The 14,825-nt window shown below is 71.9% G+C and carries 14 protein-coding genes and 2 tRNA genes; all 16 read right to left on the bottom strand.

Translation table 11 applies throughout. The features are described 5' to 3' along the window. Window positions 1–12: 12 nt before the first annotated feature. A tRNA-Ser gene (locus ABD317_RS02100) sits at window positions 13–83 on the bottom strand. 174 nt (window positions 84–257) lie between these two features. Next, window positions 258–369, bottom strand: a tRNA-His gene (locus tag ABD317_RS02095). Window positions 370–518: 149 nt separating this feature from the next. Further along, a complete protein-coding gene (locus tag ABD317_RS02090; protein ID WP_344287204.1) occupies window positions 519–1,199 on the bottom strand; it encodes a collagen-like domain-containing protein in 681 nt (226 codons plus the stop codon). After that, the gene (locus ABD317_RS02085) at window positions 1,196–1,492 is read right to left on the bottom strand and encodes a hypothetical protein (RefSeq protein WP_344287202.1); all 297 of its coding nucleotides are present in this window, start codon (window positions 1,490–1,492) and stop codon (window positions 1,196–1,198) included. Before ABD317_RS02085 ends, ABD317_RS02090 begins: the two co-directional genes overlap by 4 nt. Before the next feature lie 14 nt (window positions 1,493–1,506). Beyond that, complete coding sequence (locus ABD317_RS02080; RefSeq protein WP_344287200.1) at window positions 1,507–1,758, bottom strand: hypothetical protein; 252 nt, start codon at window positions 1,756–1,758, stop codon at window positions 1,507–1,509. A gap of 34 nt (window positions 1,759–1,792) precedes the next feature. Continuing rightward, complete coding sequence (locus ABD317_RS02075) at window positions 1,793–2,149, bottom strand: hypothetical protein (protein WP_344287198.1); 357 nt, start codon at window positions 2,147–2,149, stop codon at window positions 1,793–1,795. Continuing rightward, window positions 2,146–3,192 (bottom strand): hypothetical protein, encoded by a 1,047-nt coding sequence (locus tag ABD317_RS02070; RefSeq protein WP_344287196.1) that lies wholly within the window; start codon window positions 3,190–3,192, stop codon window positions 2,146–2,148. The genes ABD317_RS02075 and ABD317_RS02070 overlap by 4 nt, the downstream gene beginning before the upstream one ends. After that, window positions 3,192–3,413 carry a hypothetical protein gene (locus ABD317_RS02065; protein WP_344287194.1) on the bottom strand — a complete coding sequence of 74 codons (222 nt, stop codon included), beginning with the start codon at window positions 3,411–3,413 and terminating at the stop codon, window positions 3,192–3,194. Before ABD317_RS02065 ends, ABD317_RS02070 begins: the two co-directional genes overlap by 1 nt. A gap of 68 nt (window positions 3,414–3,481) precedes the next feature. Further along, on the bottom strand, window positions 3,482–5,197 hold the full coding sequence (locus tag ABD317_RS02060) for a glycerophosphodiester phosphodiesterase (RefSeq protein ID WP_344287192.1): 1,716 nt from the start codon (window positions 5,195–5,197) through the stop codon (window positions 3,482–3,484). Beyond that, window positions 5,198–6,139, bottom strand: coding sequence for a hypothetical protein (locus tag ABD317_RS02055; RefSeq protein WP_344287190.1), 942 nt, complete (start codon window positions 6,137–6,139; stop codon window positions 5,198–5,200). A 4-nt stretch (window positions 6,140–6,143) separates the two neighbouring features. Then, window positions 6,144–7,307 (bottom strand): siphovirus ReqiPepy6 Gp37-like family protein, encoded by a 1,164-nt coding sequence (locus ABD317_RS02050; RefSeq protein ID WP_344287188.1) that lies wholly within the window; start codon window positions 7,305–7,307, stop codon window positions 6,144–6,146. A 101-nt stretch (window positions 7,308–7,408) separates the two neighbouring features. After that, entirely contained in the window at window positions 7,409–8,386 is a 978-nt protein-coding gene (locus ABD317_RS02045) for a phage tail family protein (protein WP_344287186.1), read from the bottom strand. 58 nt (window positions 8,387–8,444) lie between these two features. Then, window positions 8,445–13,250, bottom strand: coding sequence for an aggregation-promoting factor C-terminal-like domain-containing protein (locus tag ABD317_RS02040; RefSeq protein ID WP_344287184.1), 4,806 nt, complete (start codon window positions 13,248–13,250; stop codon window positions 8,445–8,447). A gap of 39 nt (window positions 13,251–13,289) precedes the next feature. Next, complete coding sequence (locus ABD317_RS02035) at window positions 13,290–13,664, bottom strand: hypothetical protein (protein WP_344287182.1); 375 nt, start codon at window positions 13,662–13,664, stop codon at window positions 13,290–13,292. A 38-nt stretch (window positions 13,665–13,702) separates the two neighbouring features. Next, a complete protein-coding gene (locus ABD317_RS02030; RefSeq protein ID WP_344287180.1) occupies window positions 13,703–14,089 on the bottom strand; it encodes a hypothetical protein in 387 nt (128 codons plus the stop codon). 122 nt (window positions 14,090–14,211) lie between these two features. Next, window positions 14,212–14,796: a phage tail tube protein gene (locus ABD317_RS02025; RefSeq protein ID WP_344287178.1), complete on the bottom strand. Its 585-nt coding sequence runs from the start codon at window positions 14,794–14,796 to the stop codon at window positions 14,212–14,214. Window positions 14,797–14,825 lie beyond the last annotated feature (29 nt).

Raw genomic sequence — 14,825 nt, 5'->3', positions numbered from 1 at the left:
TACCGCCGGGGTACCCGGCGACCGGGATTCGAACCCGGGACCTCCCGCTTTCGAGGCGAAGTAACCGTCTCCTGCGCACCTGGACAGCTACACAGTAACAGGCTCAGCCCGGAAGGGCGTTCGAATTTTTCTGCACCCGTGAGATGGCCGCGGCGGGGCGCGCTCCGGTTGCCAACTGCCGGTCTTCGCGTGCAGTCTCGGTCCCTCAGCAACGCGGAACGCCCCGGCCGCCCGAAGGCGGCCGGGGCTTCTCGTTGTGCCCTTCGGCGGGATTCGAACCCGCGACAACCGTTTACGCTAAGGCCGGCTCGGTGCTCTTCTCGGGTCGGCTCCATGGGCCGTTGCCCGACCGCCTGAGCTACGAAGGGCAGCCTCTAGCATCGCAGACGCGCGCCAGGCGCGTTTCTCCTCGGCCCGGGCCGCGCCCTTCTCCCGCGCGGTCGACGGGCAGTCCGCTCCGGCCAGCGCCCGGCAGTACGGGCACCAGGCGTGGCGGCACACACCAAGCATGCGGGCCATCACAGGTACTGGCGGCGGTGCGGGTCGAGCCCCATGGACAGGGCGGCCGGCGCGTCAGGGTCGTCCGAAGGCGGAGGCGTCTCGGTACGCCGGCACACCAGGGCATCCGGGTCCCACGCGGGTGCCTGGAGGGTGTAGCCGTCCGGGCAGGTGGGGCCTGGCGGTCCCGCGGGGCCTGTTGCTCCACGGGCGCCGTCCTGGCCGTCGGTGCCGTCCTTGCCGTCCGCTCCGGCCGGGCCCGGTGGACCGGACGGGCCGGGCGGCCCGGGCACGGTGGAGTCGGCGCCGGGTGCGCCGGGGCTGCCGGAGGGGCCGGGAACGTTCGAGTCCGCGCCGTCCGCGCCGGCTTCCCCGCGCGGCCCCCGCGGGCCGGGGCTCGCGGAGGGGGCGTCACGGCCGTCCGCGCCGGGCTCGCCCTTGGGGCCGCGGGGGCCGGTGACGGACTCCCCCGGCTCGCCGCGGCTGCCGGGCGGGCCGGCGACCGGCTCACCCCCGAGGCGTTCGACCTGGCCCGCGAGCGCGTCGCGGGCTTCGGTGGCGGTGCGCAGGTCGTGCTGCATGTCCTGGATGGCCCAGACGATCCACGCGACGACCGCCCCGAGGGCGACGGCGACACCGACGGCGATGAGGTCGCCGCGCCGCCACCGGCGGTCGTCGTCCCGCAGCTGCGCGCGCGTCACGTGCCGCCCCCCTGGGTGAGCATGATCAGGACCGGGAGCAGAACGCCGATGAGGGGGATGATGACGGCGCCGATGAGCCACCGGCGGGTGGCGACCAGCTTCTCGGCGTCCTTCTCGCGGAGCGCCTCCAGCGCGGTGACCCGGGCCATCAGCGTCTCGTGCCGCAGGTCATAGATCTGCTGATCCACTTTCTCGTCGAGGCGGCGGCCGAGCTGCTGGATGTCGTCGCGGACGTCGCCGAGCCGGTCTTCGAACCGGCGGGCGATCTCACCGAGCGTCGGCTCATCCGGCACTCAGCGCTCCCAGGTCAGACGCCGGGCGCGGCCGACGCGCTGTTCCGGTCGCCGACGACGCGGGAGGCGATGCCCTTCACCAGCGACCCTGCGGCGGCGAGCCCCGCGGCTCCGACGCCCTCCCAGAAGGAGGCGGACAGCATGTCGGCGGGGCCGGCGGCGACGAGGAGGCCCGCGGCGGTGACGACGAACGTGGCGAGGACGCGTTCGAACAGGTCGCGGGCGTAAGTGCCTGCGGTGCGTGCGATGCTGCTGACGTTGGACATGACGTCTCCGATCTGTGTGAAAGGGCTCAAGGGCTCAGACGGGCTGCGCGAGCTGCCTGCAGCCGATGACGGTGCCGGCCGCGTTGCGAACCTCGCGGTACGGGACGAGGATGTCGTCGCGGCCGTGCGGCACGAGGGCCAGGGCGACGGGCAGCGAGACGACGTAGCGGACCCCGTCCCGCCTGGGCGGCATGTCCGCGCGGTGGCCGAACTCGACCAGCTCGGTGCCGTCGTGCTGGGTGCCCAGCTCGACCGTGGCGAGCCGCGCGGGGGTGGCCTCGGGCTCGATGACGGTGTGCAGATGGGCGTCGAAGTCGTCGAGCCCATCCTGCCGCTCGGCCGCGTAGAGGCGGATGGGGTGCGGCGTGAGGTTGAGGATCAGGGTCCTCACGCCTTCCAGTACAGGCCGCGGACGCGGCTCCTCTTGATCCGGGCAGGCTCCGTGTCGGACGAGTCCGCCGGGTAGTAGCACAGCTCGAAGGTGACGGTCTCGTCGTCGTGCAGGCCGCCCACGCCGAAGAAGTCGGCGAAGGTGCTGCCGGCCGTGGTGAGCCGCTCCGTGATGCTGTCCTTCCAGCGGGACCCGTCCGGCCGCTCGTGCACGTACCGGCCCTGAAGGGTGCCGTCGACGGGGGCCTCCAGGGCGACGCTCACCCGCACGCTGTACGCCTGCGAGCCCTTGGGGACCAACGTGGGGCCGTCGATGGACAGGGTCCGCCACTCGCCCGGCGTGCGCGTCTTCTTACCGTCGTCGGTGCGGCCCACGATTTCGGGCACGTCGTCCTCCTGGGGTGTGCTGCCCGCGGCGCGGGCGAGGATGGGCGCCATAGGGAACGCTCCCGGGTCGCCATGGAGATTTTCGGGAACGTGCATGTGCCCGCAGTGCCCGTAGAAGCGGCGCCACTTGGCGTGGCTCATGCGCACGCCGTTGGCGCCGTACGACGCGGGGTACGGCTTGAACGTCACGCCGCTGGTCAGCGGCACGCGGTGCTCCCGGTGAAGCCACCGGGCGAAGTCGGCGAGGTCGCGGACCGCCCAGGCAGGCAGGTCGCCCATGTACAGGTAGTCGCGGCCCGCCCGGTACGTACGCGACCCGAGCCGCCAGCTGCTGGCATGGCGGGAGTCGCAGGTGCCGACGACCTCGATCTGCACGACGTTCGCCGTGTTGGTCTCCACGCCGCCGCCGAGGTTCCGCAGCGCGCGGCTGGAGGTGTCGATGCGGAAGTGCTGGTACCAGCGCATCTTCTTCGCCGCGAAGTCCGGCTTTACGGTGAGGTTCGGGGCGCTCGAACCGCCGCCGTACGACGGCAGCGACATCCCTTCGGTGGAGTGCCAGCAGACGCAGTTGATCTCCATGGCGTCGCCGCCGTAGTTGTCCTCGTACCAGTACGCCCTGCTCGCCGGCGGGTAGTACTGAGGGCCGGTGCGGGCCATCACAGCCTCCCCACGCTGCGCGCCCTCTGGAGGCGTATCGCCTGCTCGATGTCCTCGCGGGTGATGCACGCGGTGTCCATGTCCACCACGTGCCTGGCCGGCGGCAGCTGGCCGCCGCGGTCGTACGCGCGGGGCGGCGGGGCCGCGGCCGACGGCGGCCGGAGCCGGTAGTGGTCCCTTACGTACGCCAGGCCGATGCGGATGCGGGTGAGCGGGTCCATGGGCGGGCCTGCCTTTCGGGCACGAAAAACGCCCCGCTGGAGGGGCGTGGAGAGGGGACGGCCGAGGATCAGGTAACGGAGATGTTCGACCACGTCGGCTTGCTGGCGAGGGTGTTGACCGAGCCAACGGTGAAGTGCCAGTACCGGCCGCGGTAGGCGACGTTGCTCACGGCCAGCTCGTACGGCCCGACGTCGGTGCGACGGAAGATCACCTGGCTGGCGGTGACCTCGATCTCGAACGTCATGTAGACGCCGGCGACGGGGGCGGCGGTGGCCAGGGTGCCCAGTTGCGTGCCGGAGGTCACCCCGGCGGTGTGCGTGTAGATCTGGATGTCGCCGTTGCCGCGGACCAGCGCGTGATAGCCGCCGGAGGCGTTCTCCATGCTGAACTGGTACTTGTCGTCCGAGAGCTTCCCGAACGCGGCCCCGGAGTGCTGGTTGCTCGCAGGCAGCACGTCCCACTTCATGGAGAAGCCGATGACGTAGCCGTCAGCTGCCGGTGTCCGGTGCCCGCCCATCAGGATCGAGTCGTTGGGCACCTTGTCGAGGTACATGCCGCCGGCGCCGTCGTACTTCGGGGCGTAGTCCTCGCTGTAGTTGGCAATGCCGAGGGTGCCGGGCTGGCTGACCCGGGCGTCAAACAGGTCTTTTGCCAGGGTGAGGTCCTGGTTGAGGTACACCCACTGGGCCTCCATCAGCCCGGTGACGCCGAGACCCGTCAGCCGGGTGATCTCGGCGTGTCGGTGGACCTCCCAGCAGATGACGGGCTTGCCGCGGGCGATCACCTCACTGATCCGCTCGTCCGTCATGCCGTACGGCACGCCCCACATGTCGACGCTGGCGTCGACCGCGTCGAGCTGGGCGTCCGTGGTGCCGGCGTCCATGTACGCCCACACCGTCCAGCCCTCCGCCGCCCTGGTAGCCAAACCCCCCTGCCCGTAGTGGGCCTTCCACACGACGCTGCGGGCGTAGCCCGGGTAGCGGTCGAGCATCAGGTCGCGCAGCGGCACGATCGCCTCGTTGCTCTTCGCTTCGAGGAAGATCACGGCCCTGCCGTAGAGGGCGTCGAGGACCTCGGCAAGGGTGGGGATGGGCTGGTTGGCCCAGCCGGCGCCGAGGAGGCCCTGCGGGGTGACGCGGACCTGCTCGCGCAGCGCCGCGTACGTCCAGTCGCTGATCGGCCCGGTGTGGTCCGTCATCCGGTCGAGCGTGGTGTCGTGGAAGCACACCGGGACGCCGTCCGCGGTCAGACGCACCGACACCTCGATAGCCTTCGCGCCCGCTGCGAGCACCGACTTGTAGGCGGCGAGGGTGTGCTCGGCGAATTCCCCGCCGGAGCCCCTGTGCGCGATCGCGAACGGCGTGGTAGCGATCAGGTTCGCGATGCTCGGGTCGTAGATGTCGTCGAGGTCGAACAGCTGCGTGCCATGCGGGTTGGCTGCCCCGGTGTGGGTGTCGAGGTCTGTGCGCGTCCCGGATATGTCGCTGCCGAGGTCTGTCGCCACCGCCCGGCGGCGCGGGCCGGACCCGCCGTTGGCGTCGAAGTACAGCTCCGCGACGGTGTCGGGCCCGAGGAACTCGGGCACCGCGCCGACGACATCGGCGGTGAGGATGCCGCCCTCGATGGGCGTGCTGTCACCCGCGGTCAGCAGGTCCGTGTGCTGGCTGCCGCCGCTGATGGCGTTCCAGCAGGTGACCGATGCGCCGGGCTGCAGTGTGGCGACGTTGTCGTCTCCGGCGGTGATGACGTAGTCGGCGACGCCGCCGAAGAGGTGCCGGGCCACTCAGCCCACCACCCAGGAGATCGTGGAGCCGGTGACCGATGTCCCCGAGGGCACCCCGGAGTGGTTGGTCAGCCAGATCTCGCCGGCCCGGCCGTTGGTGTTGTTCGCGGCGTAAACGGTCACCCTGCCGGCGCCGGTGGCGCCGTAGACGATCCCGTGCATGTCGCGGTTGGGATGCCGGTACGTTGACGGGATCGCCACCGGCAGCCGCGAGTCCGTCCCCCCGCCGAGGTTGCCGCCCGTCCGCTCGAACGCGCCGAGCCGTAGACACACGACGCCCGTGCGTCGTTCCAGCACGGTGGCGACGTTGATGCTCCACGGGGTCGCGCTCCCGTCGACGACAACGACGCCGGAATCGTCGTAAAGCACGCGCCATGCGGAGCCGTCCCAGCCCAGCCAGCGGCCCGTGTCCGTCTCATGGATCTGATCGCCGCGGCGCGGCAGGATCGGGCGGGTACTGGAGGTGCAGGGGCTGACGCGGCCGCCGATGAACTGCTCGTAGCGGGTGACCGTGACGCTGCCGGCACCGTTGGGCACTGATACCAGCGCGAGGGGGATCTCCCACACCCCGGTCGTGGCGTTATTTCGGATCAGCGATGGCGAACCGCTGCCCGGGGTGCCCTCCTTGACGACGGCGCGGACGGTCCAGTCCGCGCGGTCCAAGCGCAGGCAGACCCAGTCCGTGCGGTGCTGCCCGCTCGCGTTCGCCGAGATCGTCAGCGGCACCGCCGTCGACCCGGACGACCAGGCGAAGCCGCGGACGATGGCGTACCGGTCGGCGGCGACCAGGACCTGCAGGCCCGTGCCGGCGGTGACCACCGCGGCCTGTACGGGGCTGCCGTCGATGCCGTCGTCGGACAACCGGCTGGCGGTGCGCTCGTACTCTGCCTCGGTTACGGCCCCGCTGTTGTAGCTGGAGTTCGGCCACGAGTTCTGCGCCACCCCATCACCTCCGTGTTTCCAGGCGCCCCAGGCGGCGGGCGAGGTCTCTGATCTGGCGCACGAGCTGCGCCTCGGTCGTGGAGTCGTCGTTGCCGACGGTCGTGGTCACCAGCTCGCCGCCGTCCGGCGTGGCCTCAAGGCGCATCGAGCGGACGACGTCCGCGATCTCCATGCCGGAGTAGGGCACGACGGACACCCGGTCGCCCAGGCCGTAATCCCGGCCGGCCTTCAGGTCGTCGGTGTCGACGCACACCGTGGACAGGGCCGCGGTGGGGTTGTCGTTGCCGAGTTCGAGGTTTCCGGCCTGCGTGAGTTCGCCGTTGGTGTCGGTGGTGCCGGACTGGTCGACGAGCTTCTCCACCCGCCACCAGTCGGCCTGCGCCCCGGAGGTGACCTCTACGTACGCGCGGTCGCCGGTGTCGCCGCCCTGCACCAGCTCCGAGGTGGCCAGCGGCGCGCCGAGCGTGAAGGAGACGCTGCGCAGGTTGCCGATGTCGCGGGAGAAGCGGGCGGTCGCCGTGCGGTCGACGGGCGCGTACACCCCGAAGCGGATCTCCGACCCGACCTGGCGGGTGCGGAAACCGAGGCCGCCGCCGCCCGCGGCGACGGTGCGGCAGGCATCAAGAACGGGTTCGAGGCGCGTGGTGATTGCTGTTGCGGTGCCGACACCGGCGACGGTGTCGAGGACCAGCTGCTCGATACGCCGCGTGCTGATGGCGCCCGGTCCGCAGTTCTCGTCGACCAGCTGCCGGATGATCAGCTCGGCGTTCTGCGTGCCCGAGCTGGGGATGACCCGGTTGACGTCCGCCGTCGTGACCTGGGAACCGAACGCGAGGGCCGGGTCCGGGTAGGTGACGAAGCCGGCGATGCGCGCCAGGTCGTCGGTGAAGGTGACTTTGAGCAGCCCGGGCGATGGTTCGCCATCGACGGACCACTCATAGTTTTGCGGCTCCTCGATGGGGCCGGCCATCCAGATGTCCTCGTCGCGGATCACGACCAGGCGGCGGCCGGGCTGGAGCAGCGCGGCGGTCTCCGAATGGGCCGGCACCGTCAGCGCGCCGGCACCGGGCTCGTTCCACAGCAGTTCGGCCGACAGCTCCGTCCAGCCGTCCAGGGGATCGCCGAGGAGGCTCAGCGACTTGTCGGTAACCAACAGGGTGATCGCCACGGCCCTCCCGCAAGGTCGAAGGTGACGCGGCGAACCTCGGCTCGTCCGGGCGGGGCTCGTCCGGGCACCGCAGGGTTCGGCACAGCGCGGCCTGCGGCAGGTCAGGCGACCTCGTATCTCGGGAAGAACGACAGGTCGACGGCGGAGCCGGGGCCGCTGCCGCTCAGCTGGAAGCTGATCTGGTTGGCGCCGGGCTCCAGGCCCCACAGCACGGCGTCCGGCCAGTCCAGGGCGGCGGTCCAGTTGGAGCCGTCCTGGTAGCGGACCTGCGGGGGGTCAGTGCGGACGGTCACCTGCTGCCCTGCCAGCAGCGGCCCGTGCGCGATGCCGGCCGCGTCCGGATCGAGGGTGAACGACTCGCCGGTGTCGTCGTTCATGAACTCCACCAGCGACGCTGGCCCGCTGATCACCCACGTGGGCCACACCGTGATGTCGCCCGGGTTGAAGACGGTGGTGGCGCCGAGGACCTGCCCGGAGGACACCGTGGGGAAGGGGTCGAGGAACGGCACGCCCACGCTGTGCTCGCGGTGCACGACCTGCGGCACCGGGTCATACCAGTAGGGGTCCTCGCAGGCCAGGGTGATCACGGCGGTGTCGTCGATGCGGTAGTGGCCCTGCTCGCCCGAGCCGGTGAACCCTTCCCGGTAGCGCACGCCGATCCGGCGGCGGGTGCCGTCCGGGCGGGCGATCTCCAGGATGCCGGGGCCGTCGCGCAGGGTGCGGGTGAAGGCGCGTCCCAGCTGCCGCCAGCGGTCGATGAACTGGCCGTGGTCGGCGCCGTACACGTGCAAGGGCCAGACGATGTCGCGGACCTGCGGCTGGGCATGGCGGAGCCGGCCGCCGCCGCGCGGGTAGGGGTCGAGGGTGAGTTCGTACGGTGCGGCGTCGATACCGGAGACGCCGTCGGCGAGGGTGAACCAGCCGTGCCACGGGTCGGTGAGCGGCCAGACGCCGCCGGCGGGGTCGGTGTAGGTGGCCTGGGGGCGGCCGGGGTTCGGCGGAAGTGCCGGCGGCGGGGCCTGTGCCGGCGGCGGATCGGTGGGCGGCGGTTCGGTGACGAGGCTCGTGATGATCGGCAAGCTGCCCTCCCCGGGTCACGTGGGTGGTGGAAGGAAGGGCGGGCCGGTGGGCGGCCGGTCAGTGCGGGCGGCCGGCGCGCATCCGGGCGTACTGCTGGCGCTGGACGCGGTCGAGGTCGGCCACGGTGAAGTCGGCGGTGCGGGCGTTGATCTCGTACGTGATCGAGGTGCTGCCGCCGCGGGCGCCGGTGACGCCGGCGGTGGCGGCGCCCTCCATGGCCCGGAACTGGGCCGGGGTGAGGACGGCTTCGGGCTCGCGGAGCCCGTTGAGGCCGATGCCGCCCGGGGGGAGCCAGCCGCCCTGGTCGTACCAGTGCGGGGACTGCCGCTGCCAGAACGACCAGGCGGACGCCGGGGAGCCGTAGCGGCCCTTGATGTAGCCCAGGCCCCACTTGATCTGCGTGGCAGGGTTGGTGCGCCAGTCGGAGCCGGCCGACGCCATCTTGCTCGCGGGGAGGCTCTGCGGGATGCCGTAGGCGCCTGAGCTGGGGTTGCGGGCGAGGTGGTTCCAGCCGGACTCGTGCTGCCACAGCTTCTTCAGCGGCCCGAACTGGGTGGCCGCCCAGCCGTAGCGGCCGAGCATGGTCTTGGCGATCTGCTGGTTGCGGCCGACGGCGCGGGCGTTGAAGCCGCCGGTGCCGCCGGTGAGGTACGGCATCGGGTCGACGGGCACGCCGCCGCGGCGGGCTTCGAGGTGGAGGTGCGGGCCGGTGACGTTGCCGGTGGCGCCGACGCGGCCGATGCGCTGCCCCCGCTGTACGGGGCCGGACCGCTCGATGATCGACGACAGGTGCGCGTACAGCGACGCGAGGTTCTTGCCGTGCTGGATGAGGATGTGGTTGCCGTAGGGGCCGCCGGAGCGGGCGTAGGCGACGGAGCCGTTGTCGACGGCGCGTACGAGTCGGCCGGTCGGGGCGGGGAAGTCGAGGCCGGTGTGGCGGCCGGAGGCCCACATGGCGCCGCGGACACCGAAGCGGGTGCCGTACGGGGCGTCGACGGGCTTGATCCATTGGCCGGAGCCGAGCTGGCTTTCCTCCTTGCCCTTCACGGCGTCGAGGACGGCGTCGAGGATGCCGTTCGGCACGGCCTTCGCGAGCTTCCCGAAGCCGCTGCCGCCGCCGGGGATCTTGTCGATGAGCGCGCGCAGCGGTTTCGCTGCGGCCTTGACGGCGGTGTAGACGCCGCCGAGGGCCAGGTCCTTGACCTTGCCGGCGACTTTGCCGAGGAGTCCGACGCCGCCGCCGACGAGGTTGCCGCCGACGTCGCCGATCTTGTCGCCGACCCAGTCGACCGGGCCGCCGTGCGCGCCGCGGGGCTCGATGGGGCCGCCGCGGGCGTAGCCGCGGCCGCGGCGGAGTGCGGCGGCGCGCATCGCCTCGATGGCGGCGTGGCCGCCGGCGCTGCGGACCTCTTCGGCCGTCCACACGTGCTCGCCCGTGGACAGGGCGGCGAGGATCGAGTCGGATGTCTCGGTGCCGGGGCCGAAGACCGGGCCGCCTGTCGCGAAGCCCTTCGGGTTGAACGGCTTCAGCTTGTCGATCGGCAGGACCTTCGCCGCGGCGTTCCACAGGCCGACGATGCCCTTGTTGTAGACGGTGTCGATGATGAACTTAACGGGCTTCTTCGTCAGGCCCTTCAGTTTGTTCCACGCTTTGCCGATGCCGTCCTTCGCCTCCCGGAACGCATCGGCCACCCTGCCCACAGCCTTCTTCAGCGTGTCGAATACCGGGCGGATGCCGTCACGCCAGGCCGCGCGGATGGCGCCGCGGATCTGGGACCAGACGGGCTTGACGACCTTGGCGTGCAGCCAGCGGAAGGCATCGGCGAGGGTGCGGATAGCGCGCCTGACCAGGTCGAAGTACCGCTGGACGACGTGCTTCCACCAGAAGGAGAAGATCGCGCCGATCGCCTTGAAGACGACGCGGATGACACTCCGCCAGAACCAGGTGAACACCGCGGCGACGTTGCGTACGTAGAAGCGGACCAGCTTGAAGTAGCGGAGGACGATGTTCTTCCACCAGAAGCGGATGATCTTCCCGATGGCGTCGAAGGCGGTGGCGAAGATCTTCTTCCACAGCCACAGCACGACGCTCCCGATGCGCCCCCAGTAGTCGATCATGAATTCGACGTACGGCTTGATGATCTTCTGCCAGAGCCAGACCATGATCCGGCCGACCCAGTCGAAGAACGGCATCAGGACCCGGTTCCAGAGGAACAGGCTGGCGACCTTGATCGCGTTCCAGGTGGCCTGTACCGCGGTGCGGAACCACCCGACGCGCTTGTACGCGTAGATCACCGCGGCCACCAGCGCGACGATCGCGACGATGATCAGCGTGATCGGGTTCGCCGTCATCGCGGCGTTCAGCACCACCTGCGCGAGCGTCCACGCCTTCGTGGCGATGATCACCAGGTAGATGCCCTGGACAAGCCACGGCAAGGTCTCCGCGATGGACGCGACGCCGCGGGCCATGGCGCCGAGGATCTCCAGCGCCGGCCCCGACAGCGGCGACAGGGACTTGGAGATCTCGTAGAAGGCGCTGCCGATGTCGCCGAGGCCCTCGGCGAGCACGGGCGCCATCTCCGCCGAGTAGGAGAGGAACCCCTCGAACTCGTCGCTGCCGCGGAGCCCCTGGCCCCAGTCGCCGAACCGGTCGGTGATCGACACCATCCGGTCCTCGATGGAGTCCATGTGCGGCAGGAACGCGCCGATGATCCCGCCGAGCCCGCGGCCGATGTTCCCGATCGCGCGGCCGATGCCGACGATCGCCGGCCGCACCCCGCCGACCAGGTCGTTCTTGAAAGTCTTCCAGCCCTTCGACTGGAACCCCCGCGACGCGCGGTCCTGGAGTTCGCCGACCGCGTCCGCGGCCTCACGGACGAAAGGGGTCAGGCCCGGCAGCGCCCGCCGGGCGCCGTTGATGCCGCGGGTGAAGATCGGCATGATCTCCGGCTGCAGGTCGCGGGACCAGCCCTTGAAGGCCGACCGGAGCCTCAGGAACGCCTTGAAGGTCCCCCGGGAGGCCGGGGTCATCGCCGCCAGCGCCTGCCGGTACTTGGCCTGTGCGGCCGCGGCGGTGTCGGCGCCGCCGGCCGCCGACAGCTGCGCCGAGCGGATCTGCCGCTGCGCCGCGGCGATGGACTCGGCGGCCGACTGCTGCGCCGCGACGAGCTGGTCCTGCGCCCGCGCGACGGACCGGGCCCCGTCCTCCTGGACCTTCGTGACGTTGCGCTGGGCCTCGGCGACGCGCTGCTGGGCGGCGGCGATGTCCTGCTGGGACCGCACCTGCTGGCGGGCGGCCTCGCGCTGCGCGTCTGCCAGCGCCTCCTGCCGGTCCCGCACGGACCGCTGCGCGTTCGCCAGCCGCTCCTGCGCGGACCGCACCTGATCCGAGCCCTCGACGCCCTGCCGGTCAGCGCGCCGCTTGTCCGACGCCAGCCGGGAGGTCTCCAGCCGCTGTTCCTTCAGCCGCTGGACGGCCTGGTCGTAGTCCAGCTGGGCGCGGGCCTGCTCCTGCGCGGTGGCCTTCGCCCCGGCGGCCTGCACCTGCCGCAGCCGCGCGGTGGCGTCGGCGAGGCTCAGCTCCGCCTCCCGCTCCGACAGCCGCGAGGAGGTGAGCCGGTTGCCGAGGTCGACCAGCTCCTCGGCGGCCTCCCGCCGTGCGGCGGTGAGGTCGCGCTGCGCCTGCCGGGCGTCGCGCTGGGCGTCGGCGAGGGACTGCTCGGCGTCCTCGACCTGCTCGGCCGCCTGCTGCTGCCGGTCGGCCGCCGCCTTCACCGCCGCGGCGAGGCCGGTCTTCGCGTCGCGTACCTGCTGCGCGGCACGCCGGTTGGCGTCGGCGGCCTGCCGGACGGCGTCGGCGACGCCCTGCTCGGCGCGCCGGATCTGCTGGCCGGCGTTGCGGTGCGCCGCGGCCAGGGCCTGCTGCGCCGCCTCCAGCTGCATGGTGCGCTGCGCGGCCTGCGCCGCGGTCTGCCCGCCGCGGGCGGTCGCGTTCGCCGCGGCGTCCTGCGCGGCCTTCTGCGCCTTCAGCGCGTTCCCGATGTCCATAAGGGCCGGGACGGCGGCGGCGCCGGCGGCGCCGATGCCCGCACCCGCGGCGGTCGCCGCGGCGGCGAGCGACCCGATCCCGGCGGCGAGCACCGGCACCGCCGGGATCGCGACCAGGCCGCCAAGGGCGGCGGTCAGGACGAGCACCGCAATCACGGCCTGGCGGGTGCTGACGTTGATGTCGATGTCGCGGCCGTCGAGCGCGGACACCGCCGCGCTGACGGCGGCGAGTTCTCCCATCGCCTGCCCGGTGTCGATCCGGACCTGCACGTCGGCATCCGACGCGGACAGTGCCCGCAGGCGGCCCTGGATGGCCTGGATCTGCGCCAGCGCGGCGCCGGCGTCGATGTCGACGCCGATCTCCTGGTCGGCCAGCCGCGCGAGCTGGGCGCGCAGCCGCAGGATCTGCGCCTGCGCCGGCGTGGTGTCGGCGTCGATGTCGACGTCGGGGAGGGCGCGCATCGCCGCCTGGATTCGCGCGCGGGCCGCGCGGGCGAACGCGCCGCCGGCCTCGCTGCCCGGACGGGCGGCGGCGGGGGCGGCGGCGCGGCCGCCCTGGGTGACGCCGTCGCTGATCGAGTCGCGGACCTCACTGGTGATGCGGGCGGCGATCTGGGCGCCGATCTGCTGCCCGATGCGCTGCCCGACCGTGTCGAGGTGCGACTGCATCGCCGGGCCGAAGGAGCGGCCGGCGGCGTCTCCGGCCTCGTTCCCGGCGCGGGTTCCCGCCGGCACCAGCGCGGAGCGGAGCCGGCCGTGGATGCCCCGCGTGTTGGGGACGATGTCGACTTCGACGCTGCCGACGGTGATCGCCACAGGGCCCCCCTCCTGCGTGCGACGTGAGACAGAGAGGGGCTAGCCCGGCGGCGGGCCGTTGATCAGGTTGAAGAGGACCTCGGCGGCGGCGTCGCTCATCGGCGCCGTCTTCTTCTTCGGCTGCTGGACGCCGGGGCGGGGGATCGGCTCCGGCGGCTTGTCCTTCTTCCGCTTCTTCGGATCGCTGTTCGCGACGGAGAAGGCGTAGAGGTGCTGCCGCTGCACGTCGACGAGGAGGGCGAGGAGCTGCTCGGCGGTGGACCAGCGGCCCTTCTCCGGCTCCGCGGCCTCAGACGCCTCGGCGAGTTCCTCCTCGGGCGCGGCGTTGCGCAGCGCCGTCATGGTGTGCGACTCGGGCGGCAGGTGCTGGAGGAGGACGCGCAGCCACCGCCAGGTGCGCTCACCGCGCAGCACCTCGCCGATGCCGTAGCCGCGGTCGATCAGGTCGGCCTCTACCGCCGTCGGGTGCGCCTGCCAGACCGACCACGCCCACTGGACTTTCCCAGGTCGTCGCCGCCCGCCTCGCTGGCCTTCTGCGCGAAGTGCCCGAAGGCGTCCATGTCGGGGTCGAGTTCCTCATAGATGTCGATGTCGTCGGGGTGGAGGACGAGGTCCATGAAGCCGTCCATGTCGCCGCCGACGAGGGCGCGCATCGCGCTCGCCCGCCACTTCCCGGCGGGCAGGGCGCGCACGTCCTTGGTGATGCCGTCGTGCCCGGCGAGTGGCACGAGGACGTACGGGTCGTCGGGGTCATGCTCGGCCTCAGCCTCCTGGGCCGTGGCCTCCTGGAGTGCCTCGTCGGAGGCTTCGAGCTGGCGGGAAGTGCGGTTGGTGGGCATGCGCGGGCCTTTCTGTGCGGTGCGCGGGCTCGGGTGAGGAGGTGGTTGGGAGGTGGGGGTGGGTGGTGGGCCGGGCCCGCGCCAGGTCGGCCCACCACCCGTCCCGGGACGAGGCCCGGGAGTCAGGAGCCGGTGTAGGCCGGCGTCGCCGGCACGGAGTCGACGTGGTAGACGGTGTTGCCGGCTTCGTCGGGGTAGGCGGTCACGGTGATCTCGTAGCCCGACATCTCGTCCTGCTTGAACGTCACGTCGCTGCGGTCGGAGATCTCGCCCTGCGGCACGTAGAAGGACTTGGCGACGTCGCCGTCCATGACGAGGAAGTACCAGGCGCGCCGGTCCGGGATGGGGGACGCGGTCTCGGCGTACGACGTGAGGCCGCTCTCAGGCTGCAAGTCGGCCGCGGGGATGCGGTACATCACCGACTGCACCGCCACCCGGGACGTCTCCCACAGGGTGACCCCGAACGTGCGGATCGACTGGGTGATCGTCGTACGGAACGGGCTGGTGAGGCCCCAGGGGGTGAACTGCTGGGAGTCCTCGTCGAAGCCGTAGACGAGTCCGTCGTCGCTGATGGCGCCGAGGGGCTCCCACGGCGGGGCGGGCTGCGCGAGCGGCGTCGTCGGCGCGGCGGTGCCGAGGTCGCCGACCCACCCCCCGCCGTTGGCGCCGATGACGGTGAGGTCGGCCGCGCGGGTGATGCTGACCATGTGGTGGCCTCCAGACATGCGGAAAACCC

It is taken from the genome of Streptomyces synnematoformans (genome assembly GCF_039531005.1).
Classification (GTDB): Bacteria; Actinomycetota; Actinomycetes; order Streptomycetales; family Streptomycetaceae; genus Streptomyces; species Streptomyces synnematoformans.
Note: the sequence above shows the minus strand (reverse complement) of the source record. Positions and strands in the feature narration are given on the sequence as shown.